Genomic DNA, 15,046 nt, shown 5'->3' on the forward strand with positions numbered 1-15,046 from the left:
GTCCGCCGCTAACCAAACAAGAGCAAGCTCCTGTTCGGTCCGCTCGACTTGCATGTATTAGGCACGCCGCCAGCGTTCGTCCTGAGCCAGGATCAAACTCTCCATAGAAAGTTGATTGGCTTGTTTTTGATTGACGCTTGCGTTTTGTTTAGTTTTCAAGGAACTTTAACACACTTTATATATTATACATATCAATTTATATGCTGTCAATATAATTTTTATATTTATTTAACAGCGACGTTTATTAATATAATACATATAAAAATGAAAGTCAATAGTTTTTTCTAAAAAATATAAAAAGGCGTTTCTAAGATATATAACGCCTTTCCATCATCGAAAAATTCCGCTACTAGCATTATTTCTTTATCTTTTACATGACAATATACTTATCGATAATGATTAACGCCGCAGCTCCTGGTACTCCTAGAAACCCGCATATGAACGACGTTACGAGATTGATCGGTATATGAATACTAAAATTTCCCCCGATTGCATTAATCACAAATAACGCCAACGCGCCAATGACCAGCCTGATCGCCCCATATCCTATAAACCGAAGCGCTTTTAATCGCGCGCCTACTAATAACAAAACCACAATCATCGACAATATTAAAAGAATGACTACCTTTGGTTCCATTCTCTATGCCCCCTTTTATTGCTTGTACTACAAAGGTATGATAAACGGGGGAAAAAAGAACAAAAAAATAAAGGAAGTTTAATTCACTCCCTTTAGTGATATACGTCGATGCTTTGCTTCCCGGATGAGAAAAAAATATTTCGCTTCGGCGATATGAAGCGCTACTAATACGTCCTCCGATGGATCTACGCTTTTTTCAATGAGCCGTTTCTGCACATACCATTCGTCTCTCATCGCCTGTAATTGCCTTGCTAGCTTTAAATCAAACTCCTTTTTCAACCAGCCTTTCCGTCGCCATAACAAGGGTCTCCACCTCTTTCTCTTTCTACAATTCCCGGCGTCCTTCTAAGGCTTTTGAAAGCGTTACTTCATCGGCATATTCCAAATCGCCACCCACTGGGAGGCCATGGGCAATTCTTGTCACCTTAATTCCCGTCGGCTTTAATAACCGCGATATATACATCGCTGTCGCTTCCCCTTCAATATTCGGGTTGGTCGCTAAAATTACTTCCTGTACCGTTTCGTCTTGCAGCCTTTTTAACAACTCGGCAATTTTTATATCTTCTGGGCCGATGCCCTCCATCGGCGAGATCGCGCCGTGCAACACATGGTAAAGCCCATTATATTCTTTCATTTTTTCCATAGCAATGACATCTTTCGGATCTTGCACAACACATATGGTCGTTTTGTCGCGTCTTTCATCTTTGCAAATATAACAAGGGTCTGTATCCGTAATATGGCCGCAAATCGTACAATACTTAATATTGCGTTTGACGTCCACAAGCGCTTTAGCAAATTCCAACACCGTATCTTCTTTCATCGTTAAAACAAAAAAGGCAAGGCGAATCGCCGTTTTGGGCCCGATTCCGGGAAGCTTCATAAAACTGTCGATCAGCTTAGATATCGGCTCAGGATAATGCATAAAACTCCTCCTAGAATAATCCCGGAATATTCAATCCTTTTGTAAATTGTCCCATCATTTCATTTGCAAGCTCATCCGCTTTTTTCAACGCATCATTGGTTGCTGCCAACACTAAATCTTGAAGCATTTCGATATCTTCCGGATCCACTACTTCTTCTTTAATTTTCACTTCCAAAATTTTTTTATGACCGTTCGCGATCACTGTCACCATACCGCCTCCTGCGGTGCCTTCTACTGTTTTTTCACCTAGTTGTTCTTGTGCCTTCTGCATTTCCTTTTGCATTTTTTGCATTTGCTTTAACATTTTTTGCATATTTCCCATTCCACCACGCATCATCTTGTTTTCCTCCTTTATACCATTTCTTTATTCTTTAATTTCAATTAATTCCTCGCCAAACAGCCGCTTTGCTTCCGCTATTAAAGGATCTTCTTCCTCCTGTTCCTGCTTGGCTTCTTTTCCACGAATAAATTCTTCCCTTATCCTGCCCCATTCTTCTTCAGGAACAGCTACCATTTCAAAGCGCTTTTTCGTTAGTTCAAATAAAATGGCCTCTAAATTATCTTTCACATAATTCGTATTATCAGCCGCCATTTTGCAGTGAATTTCATACTTAAACTTTAACACAAATGCAGTTGGACTGGCGGCAACTGGCTCGCTTTCTTGCAGTAAGGCCGCGTGAGATACTTTATGTTGCTTTTTCAGCGTATCCAGCATCTCGGCCCAATGGCTTTTAATCAACGCCAAATCTTGATGGGTCGCTTGCCTTAATATTTCGTAAATCCGGCCAACTGGTGTTTTATATCCTCCTGTTTTTAATCCTTTTGTTTGTTTTTTAACTGGCGCAGCAGTTGCTGTCGCGGCAGCTACATTTTGTTCCTTCATACGGCGCAGTTCCGCTTCCAAATATTCTACCCTTTTTATCAGCGATTGAAGTTCTTCGGAAGGCGGCAATGCGTGTGAAGCTTGTGGATGGCATAGCTTTACTAGTGCAACTTCTAAAAAAATGCGCGGATGATTCGTCCATTTCATCTCTTGCTGGCTTTTATTTAACACTTCAATCGTTTCATATAGGTCAGAGACCGGCATGGCCTCCGCCAGATGTTTAAACGCGTCATCCACGATAGCGCCTTTTATTGCCCCTTCTACATGCGGTGCCGTTTTGTAGAGCAAAAGATCGCGATAATAAAAAATTAAATCTTCGATAAGACGGTTCGGATCTTTCCCTTGATCCATCATGTTCTCAATCAGCTGCAATACTGCTGCCGTATCTTTCTCATATATGGCCTGCGCTAGCGAAGCCAATGTTGCAGAGGATACAGCTCCGGTCATAGCAAGGACGTCTTCAAGCAGCAACTGTCCGTCACAAAAAGAAATCGCTTGATCAAGCAAACTTAGCGCGTCGCGCATCCCGCCATCAGCCGCGCGCGCGATTGCAGACAACGCCTCATCGGTAGCTTTGATGCCTTGCTGACTGACGACATGTCTTAACCTCGCGACGATGGAAGGCAAAGGAATTCTCCGAAAATCAAAGCGCTGACACCGGGAAATAATCGTAAGCGGAATTTTATGAGGTTCTGTTGTTGCTAATATAAAAATAACATGCTTTGGCGGCTCCTCTAGCGTCTTTAACAACGCGTTGAAAGCACCGATCGAAAGCATATGCACCTCATCGATAATATACACTTTGTATCGAACCGATGTCGGCGCAAATTTCACTTTATCGCGAATATCGCGGATTTCATCCACCCTGTTATTCGAAGCCGCGTCGATTTCTAGCACATCTGGAATGGTGCCGTTCGTAATGCCAATGCACACTGGACATTCGTTGCACGGTTCCGCCGTCGGAGCATGCTCACAATTTACCGCTTTGGCAAAAATTTTGGCAGCGCTTGTTTTTCCTGTACCGCGCGGACCGGAAAACAAATAGGCATGAGATATTTTATTTTGAAGCAGGGCACTTTGCAATGTTTTCGTTACGTGTTCTTGACCGACTACATCAGCAAATCGCTGCGGCCGAAAAACACGATATAAAGCTTGATACGTCACGAAATGGCCCTCCTCTTTTTCTCGTCTCATCTATTATATAATGTCTTCTTCTTTTTTTAAAATAAGAAATAAAAAAAACTCACTCGCAAGGAGTGAGTTTGCTTTTCGATATGTAAGGCCGTGCACCTTCTGTCGATTAGCTGCCCCAAGCGTTGCTCAAGCAGTTAGCTCAGTCCAGGCACCCCCGCGGCACATGGGAGCATCCGCTTACTGCTGCTTCCTTCCGGACCTGACAGGGTTCACGGAATCCCATTGCGCGGGACCCAGACGTCAACACCACTTACTTGAGACAGACCTTACAGCAGACTAACCTCGAGAAGGAATTCAGCCTCGCTAGAGCGGATTGCGAGTACAGGGCACCGCTACCTCCCCGCTTAGCACGGCAATATAAGTATAGCGGTTTTGCGAAAAAAATGCAATGACTGTGCATTGTAATTTAATTGGAACTTTGCCCAACATTTTTCTTTTTCTCGCGAAGCTTGCGGAAAAAATTGCTTAACATTTGCCCACATTCTTCGCCCAATACCCCGCTTGTCACTTCAGTCTGATGATTAAACCGCTCTTCTTGAAGTAGATTCATTAACGTCCCAGCACAGCCCCCCTTTGGGTCGCTAGCGCCGAACACAACACGCTTGATGCGGGCAAGGACAATGGCGCCGGCACACATCGCACAAGGCTCTAGTGTGACATATAATGTTGCATCTTCTAGGCGCCATGAACGTGTTGCTTTGCATGCTTCATCAATCGCTAAAATTTCCGCATGGGCAATCGCGCGCTGCTCTGTTTCCCTTAAATTATGGGAACGGGCAATAACACGGCCACCTTGAACAATCACCGCTCCAATCGGGACTTCTCCTATCTGTTCCGCTTTTTTTGCTTCTTCTATGGCCAAACGCATATAGTATTCGTCGCTGATCATGCTCCACTCCTCGCAAAAACGGTCATTTCTACTCTTTTTCCATCATAAAATAAGAGGAACGAAGACGCAACTGGGAGGTAAAGTATGCAAATCCATGTCATACAAAGCGGGCAAACGTTAAGTGGAATCGCGCAAGCGTATAATACGACTCCCGAAGACATCATTCGGGCAAATCAGTTGCCAAATCCTAACGATCTTGTCGTCGGCCAGGCAATTGTGATTCCAATCGTCGGCCGTTTTTACTGGGTGCAGCGCGGCGATAGTTTATGGTCGATTTCCCGCAGATTTTCCATTCCAATGCAGCGGCTTGCCGAAGTAAACCGTATTTCTCTTAACAGTCCGTTACAAGTTGGACAGCGGTTATATATCCCTCCAGCAACCAAGCGCAGAGCTGAACTTAACGGATATATCGAACCTCGCGGAACAACTGTCAGCCCAGCTTTGGAGGAAAGCGCTCGCCAAGCCGCTCCATATTTAACTTATTTAGCTCCATTTCGTTTTCAAATCCAGCGAAACGCGACACTGAAAGAACCTCCATTGAATAATTTTCCATCTATCGCCCGCGCGAATCGTGTTACTTTAATCATGGTCATCACTAATATTGAAAACGATCAGTTTAGCGATGAACTAGGAGCGATTATTTTAAACAATGAATCACTGCAAAACCGGCTTTTAGAGAATATCGTCACGACCGCCAAAAAATACGGATTCCGCGATATCCACTTTGATATGGAATACTTGCGCCCTCAAGACCGCGAGGCGTATAATTCGTTTTTACGAAAAGCGAAGCGGCGGTTCGAGCAAGAAGGATGGATGATGTCTACGGCGTTGGCTCCGAAAACGAGCGCCACGCAAAGAGGACGCTGGTATGAGGCGCACGACTACCGTGCCCACGGCCAAATCGCCGATTTCGTCGTCATTATGACGTACGAATGGGGGTATAGCGGCGGCCCGCCGATGCCGGTTTCTCCAATCGGACCCGTCCGCAGGGTGCTCGAATACGCGATTTCTGAAATGCCTGCAGGGAAAATTTTAATGGGACAAAACTTATATGGATATGACTGGACCCTTCCATATGTTCCAGGCGGACCATATGCGCGGGCGATCAGCCCGCAGCAAGCCATCCGTCTTGCTGCCCAACACAACGTTGCCATTCAATACGATACGAGAGCACAAGCTCCACATTTCCGCTATCGGGATGAAAACGGAAAAGAACATGAAGTTTGGTTTGAAGACGCCCGCTCCATTCAAGCAAAATTTAATTTAGTCAAAGAGCTTGGCTTACGGGGAATGAGCTATTGGAAATTAGGATTAGATTTCCCACAAAACTGGCTGCTTCTAACCGACAATTTTACTGTCGTAAAAAGATAAATCCTTTTTTCCCTCGCACTTGGAAACATGCCCAAGTGCGTTTTTTTATGCTAGAATAAAAATTGTTTGTTTACGGAGAAGGGAGAAGTAGAACATGAGGAACGTTCCATTTGTTGCAGTGGAAGGCCCAATAGGGGTAGGAAAAACCTCGTTAGCTGCAGCAATCGCCAAACAGTTCCATTATCATTTAGTAAAAGAAATTGTTGAGGAAAATCCATTTCTCGGGAAATTTTATGAAAATATGGAGGAATGGAGCTTCCAAACCGAAATGTTTTTTCTTTGCCATCGCTACAAACAATTAGAGGAGATTCACTGCCGTTTTCTTCAACAAAAAATCCCAGTCGTTGCGGATTATCATATGATAAAAAACTTGATTTTTGCGAAAAGAACGTTAAAAAATCACCACTATCAAAAGTATGCAAAAATCTATGATATTTTAACCGATGGTTTACCGCAGCCGAATATCATCATTTACTTGCATGCCAGCCTTGACACCTTGTTGACACGTATCCAACAACGCGGTCGTGATTTTGAAAAAAACATCGATCCGCTCTATTTACAGCAGCTTTGCACCGACTATGAAGAAACTTTTTCCCTATTCGAGCGGAAACATCCGCACATCCCTGTTCTCCGCTTTAATGGAGATCAGCTTGACTTCGTGCAACGGAAAGAAGATTTACATTACATATTAGAACAAATAGACCATGCAGTAAAAGGAGCTTCATCATGATGAATCTACGTGAAAAATACCACATTCCAGATCATGCAGTCATTACGATCGCCGGCACTGTAGGCATTGGTAAATCGACAATGACAAAAGCATTGGCAAAAGCATTGAATTTCCGCACTTCGTTGGAAAAAGTAGATACGAATCCATACTTGGAGAAGTTTTACGACGATTTTGAGCGTTGGAGTTTTCATTTGCAAATTTATTTTCTCGCCGAGCGGTTTAAAGAGCAAAAGCGGATGTTTGAATACGGCGGTGGGTTTGTTCAAGACCGTTCTATTTATGAAGACGCCCAAATTTTTGCAAAAATGCACTTTGAAAACGGGACGATGACAGCGGTTGATTACGAAACATATACAAGCTTATTCGAGGCAATGGTGATGACACCGTATTTTCCTCATCCCGATTTGCTTATTTATTTGGAAGGGAATTTTGACGAAGTGATGAAACGCATTCGTGAGCGCGGACGTCCAATGGAGCAAAAAACACCCGTATCCTATTGGAAGGAAATGTATGAACGCTATGAAGCATGGATTAACAAATTTAACGTCTGCCCTGTTTTGCGTATAAACATTAACGAATACGACATTATCGAAGATGAGCGATCGATCGAACCGATTATTCAAAAAGCAGCAGCGATTATTCGTGAATATGAACAAATAAAAAATAACCGCCTTCGTTAGGCGGTTATTTTTCTTGAAAATAAAAATTCGTTACGATAACGTAACGAATTGTTTCGGATGACAATCTCCACTTATGCGCGTTGGTACTCTTCATTTGCTTTCATGGCGGAGGAGGAGGGATTCGAACCCCCGCGCGCCTTGCGGCGCCTCTCGGTTTTCAAGACCGACCCCTTCAGCCACTTGGGTACTCCTCCGTGTCGACGTCATTCAATATAACATTATCGCCGATAAAAGTCAACATCTTTATATAGTGAAAAGCGGGGCGCAACCCCGCTTCTTTTTGGCTAGCGAATAACGTCTCTGTTTCCCATATATGGGCGCAATACTTCTGGAATGGCAACCGTTCCGTCTTCCTGCTGATAATTTTCCAAAATAGCGGCAACCGTACGGCCGATAGCCAAACCTGAGCCATTGAGCGTATGCACATACTCCGGCTTCGCTTTCGGATCGCGACGGAAACGGATATTGGCGCGGCGTGCCTGAAACGCTTCAAAATTGCTGCAAGAAGAAATCTCCCGATATGTTCCGTAGCTTGGCAGCCAGACTTCAATATCGTACGTTTTCGCAGCCGAAAAGCCCAAATCTCCCGTACATAAACATACCACACGATAAGGCAGTCCGAGCAGCTGCAAAATTCTCTCCGCCTGATTCGTCAGTTTTTCTAATTCCTCATACGAATCTTCCGGTTTGACAAACTTCACCAGCTCCACTTTGTTGAACTGATGCTGGCGAATCAGCCCTCTCGTGTCGCGTCCTGCAGAGCCGGCCTCAGCGCGGAAACATGCACTGTAAGCCGCATAGTAGATCGGTAAATCTTCGGCTGATAAAATTTCATCGCGATGCAGATTCGTCACTGGTACTTCCGCCGTCGGAATAAGGAAGTAGTCTTCGTTTTCGACGCGAAATGCATCCTCTTCAAATTTTGGCAGTTGCCCTGTACCCGTCATGCTGGCCCGGTTGACCAAATACGGCGGCAGCACTTCCTGATAGCCAAACTCTTCAATATGCACATCAAGCATAAAGTTAATCAACGCACGCTCCAAACGGGCACCTAGCCCTTTGTAAAAGACAAATCGGCTTCCTGTGACTTTCGCAGCCCGCTCAAAATCAAGAATGCCAAGTTGATCAGCAATTTCCCAATGCGGTTTCGGCTCAAACGAAAACGACCGCGGCTCTCCCCATTTGCGAATTTCCACATTATCTTCCTCTGACTTGCCAACAGGCACCGATTCATGCGGAACGTTTGGAATGGACAACAACAGGGCATTTAGCTCCTCTTCCACTTGTCGGATCTCTTCATCCATTGCTTTAATGCGCTCGCCAACTTCGCGCATTTGCGTAATCAGATGTTCCGCATCTTTTTTCTCACGTTTTAGCACGGCGATTTGTTGCGATACTTCATTTCTTGTATTTTTTAGTTCTTCTGCTTTCGTAATCAGTTCACGCCGCTTTTTGTCAAGCTCTTCAAAGCGATCTATATTCGCCAAATCTTCGCCGCGCTGTTGCAGTTTTTCTTTTACTTCTTGGAAATGGTTGCGTAAAAATTTGATATCGAGCATGGGCCAATACCTCCTTCGTTTATTATTATATAAAATAAAAACTCTCGTCCCAAAAAGGGACGAGAGCAATCCCGCGTTGCCACCCTTATTGAAGACAAGGTTGTCTTCCGCTTGCATCGATAACGGCGAAAAACCGAAAATGCTTACTAGCTTACGCATTCAGCATTTTGCTCAAGGACGGATTCACAAGCGTTCCCCATCGGTTCACACCACCCACCGACTCTCTGAAGAGAAACGGCCTTGCTACTAGTTCCTTTCATTGCTTTCGCATTATACACTTTTGCCGCATTACTTGTATCAATAATGTACTACAAGTTTTTCTCAAACGCAACCCGTTTTATGCTTTGCTTCTTTTACCATATTAAGAAAATATTGCGTCATGCGGTGGTCATCCGTCAATTCAGGATGGAATGAACACCCAAGAAATTGCCCTTGTCTTGCTGCGACAATGCGGTCCTCATATTTGGCCAAAATTTCGACGTCTTCACCGACTTCCACAATATGTGGAGCGCGGATAAACACACCGATAAAATCATCAGCAATCCCTGCAATCGAAAGTTCCGCTTCAAAACTTTCGCGCTGACGACCGAAGGAATTTCGCTCGACAGTAATATCCATCAGTCCTAAATGTGGTTCATCATAGCCGACAATTCGTTTCGCCAGCAAAATTAACCCCGCACACGTGCCGAACATCGGTTTTCCTAACGCGGCAAATTGTTTTAACGGCTCCATAAATCCGTATTTATCCATAAGACGGCGCATCGTTGTACTCTCGCCGCCAGGGAGAATGAGACCATCCAGTTCTGCAAGCTGGTCTGGTTTTTTTACGACAACTGCTTCCGCCCCACACGCTTCAATAGAGCGAACATGTTCTTGTACCGCACCTTGTAAGCCAAGTACTCCAATTTTCATTGTCCCATTGCTCCTTTACTTACCAACCACGTTCTTGCATCCGTTGCTCTGGCAATAATGATGCGACATCAATGCCGCGCATTGCGCCGCCTAATCCTTTCGATAAATGAGCAATTAACTCATAGTCTTCGTAATGGGTGGTAGCTTCAACGATTGCCCGTGCGTATTTTTCTGGATTTTCCGATTTGAAAATACCAGAGCCGACAAATACGCCGTCTGCCCCTAAGTGCATCATCAGTGCCGCGTCTGCCGGAGTCGCGACCCCGCCAGCGGCAAAGTTGACAACTGGAAGACGACCTAACCGCTTAATTTCACGCAATACTTCGACTGGAGCTCCTAAATTTTTAGCTTCTGTCACTAATTCGTCTTCGCTCATGCTGACCACTTTACGTATTTGCGCATTGACTTTGCGCATATGCCGCACTGCTTCGACAATGTTTCCCGTTCCTGGTTCTCCTTTTGTCCGCAGCATCGATGCGCCTTCCGCAATGCGGCGCGCTGCCTCTCCTAAATCACGGCAGCCGCATACAAAAGGAACGGTAAATTGTCGTTTATCAATATGAAACTCTTCATCGGCTGGCGTCAATACTTCGCTTTCGTCAATATAATCTACCCCTAGCGCCTCCAACACGCGCGCCTCTACGTAATGGCCGATGCGCACTTTGGCCATCACAGGGATCGACACGGCATTCATCACTTCCTCAATGACCGTTGGATCCGCCATGCGAGCCACGCCGCCAGCAGCACGAATATCAGCGGGAACGCGTTCTAACGCCATTACCGCCACTGCGCCGGCTGCCTCGGCAATTTTCGCTTGTTCCGCATTGACGACATCCATGATGACGCCGCCCTTTTGCATTTCTGCCATCCCTCGTTTGACACGGTCCGTACCCGTAATTGCCATCTTTTATTCCCCCTTATTTCTATCTTCATACTGTGATAGCTGGGTTGAAATATCACAGTTTAGATGATTACATTTTTCTATTTTACCTCAATTTTTTTAAAAATCACAATAGAAAAAGCTCCCTCCAAAGGAAGAAGCTCTTAAAACCAGCCTTTGACCGTTTTTGCTACACTTGTCCATAGATCGCCGAACAATCCGCCGATTCCTCTCATAGTGAGCACAAACCAGTTCGCCTTTTCGACGCTCTCTTTTGCTACGATATTTACGCTCACATTTTTCTTCATGTCCGGATTTAAGAAGCTATACGAATCTTCGCCTTTGTATTGCAATGTCATATATCCAACTTTTTCTCCTTTTTTGATTGGAGCCGTTAATTCGCCTTGATCGGTCAATTTCTTTTTATCGAAAACATAAACAGGACGATAATTTTTTTCTTCGCCGCTTTTCACTAATACAGAGAGCGGCTTGTCCGTTGCAATCGATACGGTCTTTTCTTTCCCCTTTACGACCGGAAGGGTTTTATTCCCTTTCAGTTGATATCCTTTCGGGTATAGTTCTTTCTTAGAGTAATTGCTGAATCCATAGTCAAACAGTTTCCGCGTCTCTTCGAAGCGAGCCTCCCTCGTTGATTTCCCGCTGTTGTCTTTTGCGTTCATCACCACCGTGATGAAACGGACGCCGTTGCGCTTCGCTGTCCCTGTAAAGCAATTTCCTGCAAATTCCGTATATCCTGTCTTTAAACCATCAACTCCTGGGTAGGCATAAACCAGCCCTGGCAGCATCCAGTTCCAGTTATCCATCTTAATTTCATCGTCTGTTCCTTCACGGAATGTTTTATGGGTGATACTTGCTGTTTTCAGCACCTCCGGATGATCCTTTAACAAACGGTAGGCCAATGTTGCCATTGCACGTGCTGACATCACATTTTCATCATTTACATTCGTTCCTTCTGAGTGAAAACCTTTTAAATCTTTATTGCTTAATCCAGTCGCATTGACAAATTTGTAGTCTCTCAATCCTAATTGTTTCGCTTTTTCATTCATCATTTTTACGAAATTTTTCTCGGAACCGCCGACAATTTCAGCAATCGCTACTGTGGCTCCGTTGGCTGAATAAATGGCCATTGCTTCGTAAAGTTCGCGAACAGTATATTTTCCATCTTTCCGCAACGGAACGTTCGACAAACTACGATCTTGCGAAAGCCGGTAAACGTAATCGCTTGGCGTATATTGTTGATCCCATTTTACCCGTTTTTCCTTAATGGCATCTAGCAGTAAATATTCCGTCATCATTTTTGTCATGCTGGCGATACCAAGAACAGTGTCAATGTTTTTTTGATACAAAATTCTCCCTGTGTCGGCGTCCACCAAAATTGCCGCATCAGCATTGATATCCAATGGATCACTCTCTGCTTTTGCTGCTTGAAACGGCAATAAACCTAAACATAAGCAAGCAACAAGGAAACCAATCATCGCTTTTTGTATGACTCTCTTCACTTTCGAACCCTCCTCACACAAACGTTATTGTAACATACCCGCTCACAAAAAAATAGACGGAGAAATTTCTCCGCCTTAAGTTAGGTAAATAGACACAGCCCTATCGTTAGAAAACAGAGTAGTTTGGAGCTTCTTTCGTAATTTGCACGTCATGCGGGTGGCTTTCACGCAATCCGGCACCCGTCATCCGGATAAATTGCGTTTTTTCGCGCAGTTCTTCTAAATTTCTTGTTCCGCAATATCCCATTCCCGCACGCAGGCCGCCAACAAGCTGATAAATAGTGTCCGCTAGCGGTCCTTTGTACGGAACGCGCCCTTCGATTCCTTCCGGGACAAATTTTTTGTTGTCCTCTTGGAAATAGCGGTCTTTGCTGCCCCGTTCCATGGCAGCGACCGAACCCATTCCGCGGTACACTTTAAACCGTCTTCCTTGATAAATTTCCGTTTCTCCTGGGCTTTCCGATACGCCGGCCAAAAGGCTGCCCAACATCACGGCATGAGCTCCCGCCGCTATCGCCTTTACGATGTCTCCGGAATATTTAATTCCGCCATCAGCGATAATCGGGACACCATGTTTGCGCGCTTCTGTCGCACAATCGTATATCGCCGTAATTTGCGGCACCCCAACCCCGGCGACGACACGTGTCGTACAGATGGATCCAGGCCCAATTCCGACTTTGATGATGTTGGCGCCTGCCTCGATCAAGTCGCGCGTCGCCTCTGCTGTCGCGACATTGCCCGCGATAATGTTTAAATCTGGATATTGCTCACGAATTTTGCGGACAGTCTCGAGGACACCTTTCGAATGGCCGTGCGCCGTGTCCACGACAATGACATCCACGTTTGCTTCTACAAGCTTTTTCACGCGGATCATCGTATCAGCAGTCACGCCGACAGCAGCCCCGACAATGAGACGTCCTTTGGCGTCCTTAGCGGAGTTTGGAAATTCAATAACTTTTTCAATATCTTTAATGGTAATGAGCCCCTTCAATACTCCATTTTCATCAACGAGCGGTAGTTTTTCCACTTTATACTTTTGCAAAATTTTTTCTGCTTCTTCCAGCGTCGTCCCGACAGGTGCAGTAATTAAATTTTCCTTCGTCATTACGTCGGCGATTTTAATGGAATAATCTTGGATAAAACGCAAATCACGGTTTGTAATAATGCCGACGAGCTTTTGTTCTTTCTCATTGTTCACAATTGGCACGCCGGAAATTCGGTATTTGCTCATTAAATGTTCTGCATCATACACTTGATGCTCAGGGGTTAAGAAAAATGGGTCGGTAATAACTCCTCGTTCCGAACGCTTTACTTTGTCGACTTGCTCGGCTTGCTGTTCAATGGACATGTTTTTATGAATAATGCCAAGACCGCCCTGCCTTGCCATGGCAATCGCCATTTCTGCTTCCGTGACCGTATCCATTCCCGCGCTAATGATCGGAATGTTCAATTGCAACGTTTCGCTTAATTTCGTCGTCACATCGACATCACGAGGCAATACATCGGATTTGGCAGGAATGAGAAGCACATCGTCAAAAGTTAATCCTTCTTTGGCAAATTTGGATTCCCACATGTTTTCTCCCCCTTGTCCGGAAATTATTATTAGTAGCTTAACAACTGGTTAAACTACTGTCAAGGAGTATAGAAAATGTTCCACTTTTCAGTTATTTCCACCAAATGATGATAATAAGGAGGATGGAAATGTTTGATTACGGAAACATGCAAAACAAATTTATCATCTTTCATTCAGCTGATACAGCCCAACAGCTTCTTTACCAGTGCTATATTGAACAAGAACGGGCAGATGCCGTGCAAAAGAGCTATACGAACTGTTATCCGTTTCTTTATTATTTGGAACACGGACAAAGCTTTTATGCAACGGCACGTCATGCTCCGTTGTCCATCAAGCCTGTCCTTTTATTTTACGGAATGGTACAGCTTCTAAAGGCTTGTCTCCTTACCGTCGATGCAGATTATCCCGAATCCACTTCCGTCTTGGCGCACGGAGTATCGACAAGAAAAAGAAAGAAACAAGGCTATGAATTTTTGGATGATGAGGTAAAAGTACAAAAGAACGGACTGTTTACTCATTTTTCTGAAAAAATGTTTCATGTGAAACAGCTAACAGGGGAAAAATTTCGCATGGGCACACTGCTGCAACGAATATGTGAGCTACATGAAATGTTTTCGCTATTTAGTGGCAATAAAAAAATATTATCCTTAAAAATAATACATAACCCTTCGAATCATTCCATCGCCATTCCAAAAGATATTTTGGACTATTATCATATGACGTTAAATCGATTTATTTACCACATAGAGCAAGAATGGCATTTTTTAAACATTACGTTTGCCAAAGAGGAAGAGCGGTTTCTTCATTTCCATATGGAATCACCGTTACAGCCAATTGGTTGTGAGCCATTTCTATTTCATCTCAATGGGACATATTACATTCCTACGAAAAGAGAAAAAATATTTATGTTCCCCGAAATCATTGTCCATTATTTATTATTATACAACTTAAGCATGATTTCTCGGTACGAAACGGAGTGGTGGAGTGAGTTATTGCACTCTTATCCGAGCAAAGCATATATCTTGATCGTCCAATTTCTATCTTTAACCGCAGAGAAAGTGCCGTTATTGCTTTATCAATACTTAATAAAGAAATTTCATTCCCTTGATTTTCGATAAAATGAAAAAGCATCCTGCCTATGTGTAAGAGGCAGGATGCTTCATAAACATAATTGCCTAGCGACGACCTACTCTTGCAGGGGCGCTGGCCCCAACTACCATCGGCGCTGGAGAGCTTAACTTCCGTGTTCGGGATGGGAACGGGTGTTTCCTCTCCGCTATAGTCACTAGGCAAGTA

At 44.3% G+C, this 15,046-nt stretch carries 15 protein-coding genes, 1 tRNA gene, 2 rRNA genes, 1 other RNA gene and 1 other annotated feature; of the genes, 4 read left to right on the plus strand and 15 right to left on the minus strand.

Annotation, left to right across the window (positions count from 1 at the left end; translation table 11 throughout):
- The 8 genes from HT574_RS19480 to tadA all read right to left on the minus strand — a co-directional run.
- Positions 1-108, minus strand: a 16S ribosomal RNA gene (locus tag HT574_RS19480); the annotation flags it as partial.
- A 262-nt stretch (positions 109-370) separates the two neighbouring features.
- Positions 371-637, minus strand: a complete 267-nt coding sequence (locus HT574_RS19485; protein WP_017434510.1) for a pro-sigmaK processing inhibitor BofA family protein — start codon at positions 635-637, stop codon at positions 371-373.
- A 78-nt stretch (positions 638-715) separates the two neighbouring features.
- The gene (locus tag HT574_RS19490; protein ID WP_175245825.1) at positions 716-940 is read right to left on the minus strand and encodes a YaaL family protein; all 225 of its coding nucleotides are present in this window, start codon (positions 938-940) and stop codon (positions 716-718) included.
- A gap of 22 nt (positions 941-962) precedes the next feature.
- Positions 963-1,559 (minus strand): recombination mediator RecR, encoded by a 597-nt coding sequence (gene recR, locus HT574_RS19495; RefSeq protein ID WP_017434508.1) that lies wholly within the window; start codon positions 1,557-1,559, stop codon positions 963-965.
- A gap of 10 nt (positions 1,560-1,569) precedes the next feature.
- On the minus strand, positions 1,570-1,896 hold the full coding sequence (locus HT574_RS19500) for a YbaB/EbfC family nucleoid-associated protein (protein ID WP_017434507.1): 327 nt from the start codon (positions 1,894-1,896) through the stop codon (positions 1,570-1,572).
- Between the two features lie 27 nt (positions 1,897-1,923).
- The gene (gene dnaX / locus HT574_RS19505; protein ID WP_175245826.1) at positions 1,924-3,606 is read right to left on the minus strand and encodes a DNA polymerase III subunit gamma/tau; all 1,683 of its coding nucleotides are present in this window, start codon (positions 3,604-3,606) and stop codon (positions 1,924-1,926) included.
- Positions 3,607-3,724: 118 nt separating this feature from the next.
- Positions 3,725-3,989: signal recognition particle sRNA large type (ffs, locus tag HT574_RS19510), an RNA gene on the minus strand.
- Positions 3,990-4,042: 53 nt separating this feature from the next.
- Positions 4,043-4,525 carry a tRNA adenosine(34) deaminase TadA gene (gene tadA / locus HT574_RS19515; RefSeq protein WP_017434505.1) on the minus strand — a complete coding sequence of 161 codons (483 nt, stop codon included), beginning with the start codon at positions 4,523-4,525 and terminating at the stop codon, positions 4,043-4,045.
- 84 nt (positions 4,526-4,609) lie between these two features.
- Between tadA and HT574_RS19520 the strand changes: the two genes are divergently transcribed.
- The 3 genes from HT574_RS19520 to HT574_RS19530 all read left to right on the plus strand — a co-directional run bounded on the left by HT574_RS19520 (position 4,610) and on the right by HT574_RS19530 (position 7,306).
- Positions 4,610-5,896, plus strand: coding sequence for a glycoside hydrolase family 18 protein (locus HT574_RS19520; RefSeq protein ID WP_175245827.1), 1,287 nt, complete (start codon positions 4,610-4,612; stop codon positions 5,894-5,896).
- A gap of 94 nt (positions 5,897-5,990) precedes the next feature.
- The gene (locus HT574_RS19525; protein WP_175245828.1) at positions 5,991-6,626 is read left to right on the plus strand and encodes a deoxynucleoside kinase; all 636 of its coding nucleotides are present in this window, start codon (positions 5,991-5,993) and stop codon (positions 6,624-6,626) included.
- The gene (locus HT574_RS19530; protein ID WP_175245830.1) at positions 6,626-7,306 is read left to right on the plus strand and encodes a deoxynucleoside kinase; all 681 of its coding nucleotides are present in this window, start codon (positions 6,626-6,628) and stop codon (positions 7,304-7,306) included. Before HT574_RS19525 ends, HT574_RS19530 begins: the two co-directional genes overlap by 1 nt.
- 103 nt (positions 7,307-7,409) lie before the next feature.
- Here HT574_RS19530 and HT574_RS19535 read toward each other — a convergent pair.
- From HT574_RS19535 to guaB, 6 genes are all read right to left on the minus strand, one after another.
- Positions 7,410-7,500, minus strand: a tRNA-Ser gene (locus tag HT574_RS19535).
- Between the two features lie 90 nt (positions 7,501-7,590).
- Positions 7,591-8,865 carry a serine--tRNA ligase gene (gene serS, locus HT574_RS19540; RefSeq protein ID WP_175245829.1) on the minus strand — a complete coding sequence of 425 codons (1,275 nt, stop codon included), beginning with the start codon at positions 8,863-8,865 and terminating at the stop codon, positions 7,591-7,593.
- A gap of 52 nt (positions 8,866-8,917) precedes the next feature.
- Positions 8,918-9,134 (minus strand) — a binding site (T-box leader).
- A gap of 52 nt (positions 9,135-9,186) precedes the next feature.
- Positions 9,187-9,777 carry a pyridoxal 5'-phosphate synthase glutaminase subunit PdxT gene (gene pdxT, locus HT574_RS19545; RefSeq protein ID WP_017434500.1) on the minus strand — a complete coding sequence of 197 codons (591 nt, stop codon included), beginning with the start codon at positions 9,775-9,777 and terminating at the stop codon, positions 9,187-9,189.
- A 19-nt stretch (positions 9,778-9,796) separates the two neighbouring features.
- On the minus strand, positions 9,797-10,681 hold the full coding sequence (gene pdxS / locus HT574_RS19550; protein WP_017434499.1) for a pyridoxal 5'-phosphate synthase lyase subunit PdxS: 885 nt from the start codon (positions 10,679-10,681) through the stop codon (positions 9,797-9,799).
- 140 nt (positions 10,682-10,821) lie between these two features.
- The gene (locus HT574_RS19555) at positions 10,822-12,153 is read right to left on the minus strand and encodes a serine hydrolase (protein WP_100225060.1); all 1,332 of its coding nucleotides are present in this window, start codon (positions 12,151-12,153) and stop codon (positions 10,822-10,824) included.
- 130 nt (positions 12,154-12,283) lie between these two features.
- Positions 12,284-13,750 carry an IMP dehydrogenase gene (gene guaB, locus HT574_RS19560; protein ID WP_017434497.1) on the minus strand — a complete coding sequence of 489 codons (1,467 nt, stop codon included), beginning with the start codon at positions 13,748-13,750 and terminating at the stop codon, positions 12,284-12,286.
- A 128-nt stretch (positions 13,751-13,878) separates the two neighbouring features.
- Between guaB and HT574_RS19565 the strand changes: the two genes are divergently transcribed.
- Positions 13,879-14,868: a YaaC family protein gene (locus HT574_RS19565; RefSeq protein WP_042411976.1), complete on the plus strand. Its 990-nt coding sequence runs from the start codon at positions 13,879-13,881 to the stop codon at positions 14,866-14,868.
- A 55-nt stretch (positions 14,869-14,923) separates the two neighbouring features.
- On the opposite strand, the gene rrf is transcribed toward HT574_RS19565, so the two are convergent.
- A 5S ribosomal RNA gene (gene rrf, locus HT574_RS19570) occupies positions 14,924-15,040 on the minus strand.
- Between the last annotated feature and the right edge of the window lie 6 nt (positions 15,041-15,046).

Source organism: Parageobacillus sp. VR-IP, assembly GCF_013357975.1.
GTDB classification, from domain to species: domain Bacteria; phylum Bacillota; class Bacilli; order Bacillales; family Anoxybacillaceae; genus Saccharococcus; species Saccharococcus caldoxylosilyticus.

Coding starts and splice junctions, on each gene's coding strand:
- HT574_RS19525 (WP_175245828.1), top strand. CDS start 5,991: ATGAGGAACGTTCCATTTGTTGCAGTGGAAGGCCCAATAGGGGTAGGA.
- HT574_RS19485 (WP_017434510.1), bottom strand. CDS start 637: ATGGAACCAAAGGTAGTCATTCTTTTAATATTGTCGATGATTGTGGTT.
- HT574_RS19565 (WP_042411976.1), top strand. CDS start 13,879: ATGTTTGATTACGGAAACATGCAAAACAAATTTATCATCTTTCATTCA.
- guaB (WP_017434497.1), bottom strand. CDS start 13,750: ATGTGGGAATCCAAATTTGCCAAAGAAGGATTAACTTTTGACGATGTG.
- serS (WP_175245829.1), bottom strand. CDS start 8,865: ATGCTCGATATCAAATTTTTACGCAACCATTTCCAAGAAGTAAAAGAA.
- HT574_RS19520 (WP_175245827.1), top strand. CDS start 4,610: ATGCAAATCCATGTCATACAAAGCGGGCAAACGTTAAGTGGAATCGCG.
- HT574_RS19500 (WP_017434507.1), bottom strand. CDS start 1,896: ATGATGCGTGGTGGAATGGGAAATATGCAAAAAATGTTAAAGCAAATG.
- pdxS (WP_017434499.1), bottom strand. CDS start 10,681: ATGGCAATTACGGGTACGGACCGTGTCAAACGAGGGATGGCAGAAATG.
- tadA (WP_017434505.1), bottom strand. CDS start 4,525: ATGATCAGCGACGAATACTATATGCGTTTGGCCATAGAAGAAGCAAAA.
- HT574_RS19555 (WP_100225060.1), bottom strand. CDS start 12,153: ATGATTGGTTTCCTTGTTGCTTGCTTATGTTTAGGTTTATTGCCGTTT.
- recR (WP_017434508.1), bottom strand. CDS start 1,559: ATGCATTATCCTGAGCCGATATCTAAGCTGATCGACAGTTTTATGAAG.
- HT574_RS19530 (WP_175245830.1), top strand. CDS start 6,626: ATGAATCTACGTGAAAAATACCACATTCCAGATCATGCAGTCATTACG.
- pdxT (WP_017434500.1), bottom strand. CDS start 9,777: ATGAAAATTGGAGTACTTGGCTTACAAGGTGCGGTACAAGAACATGTT.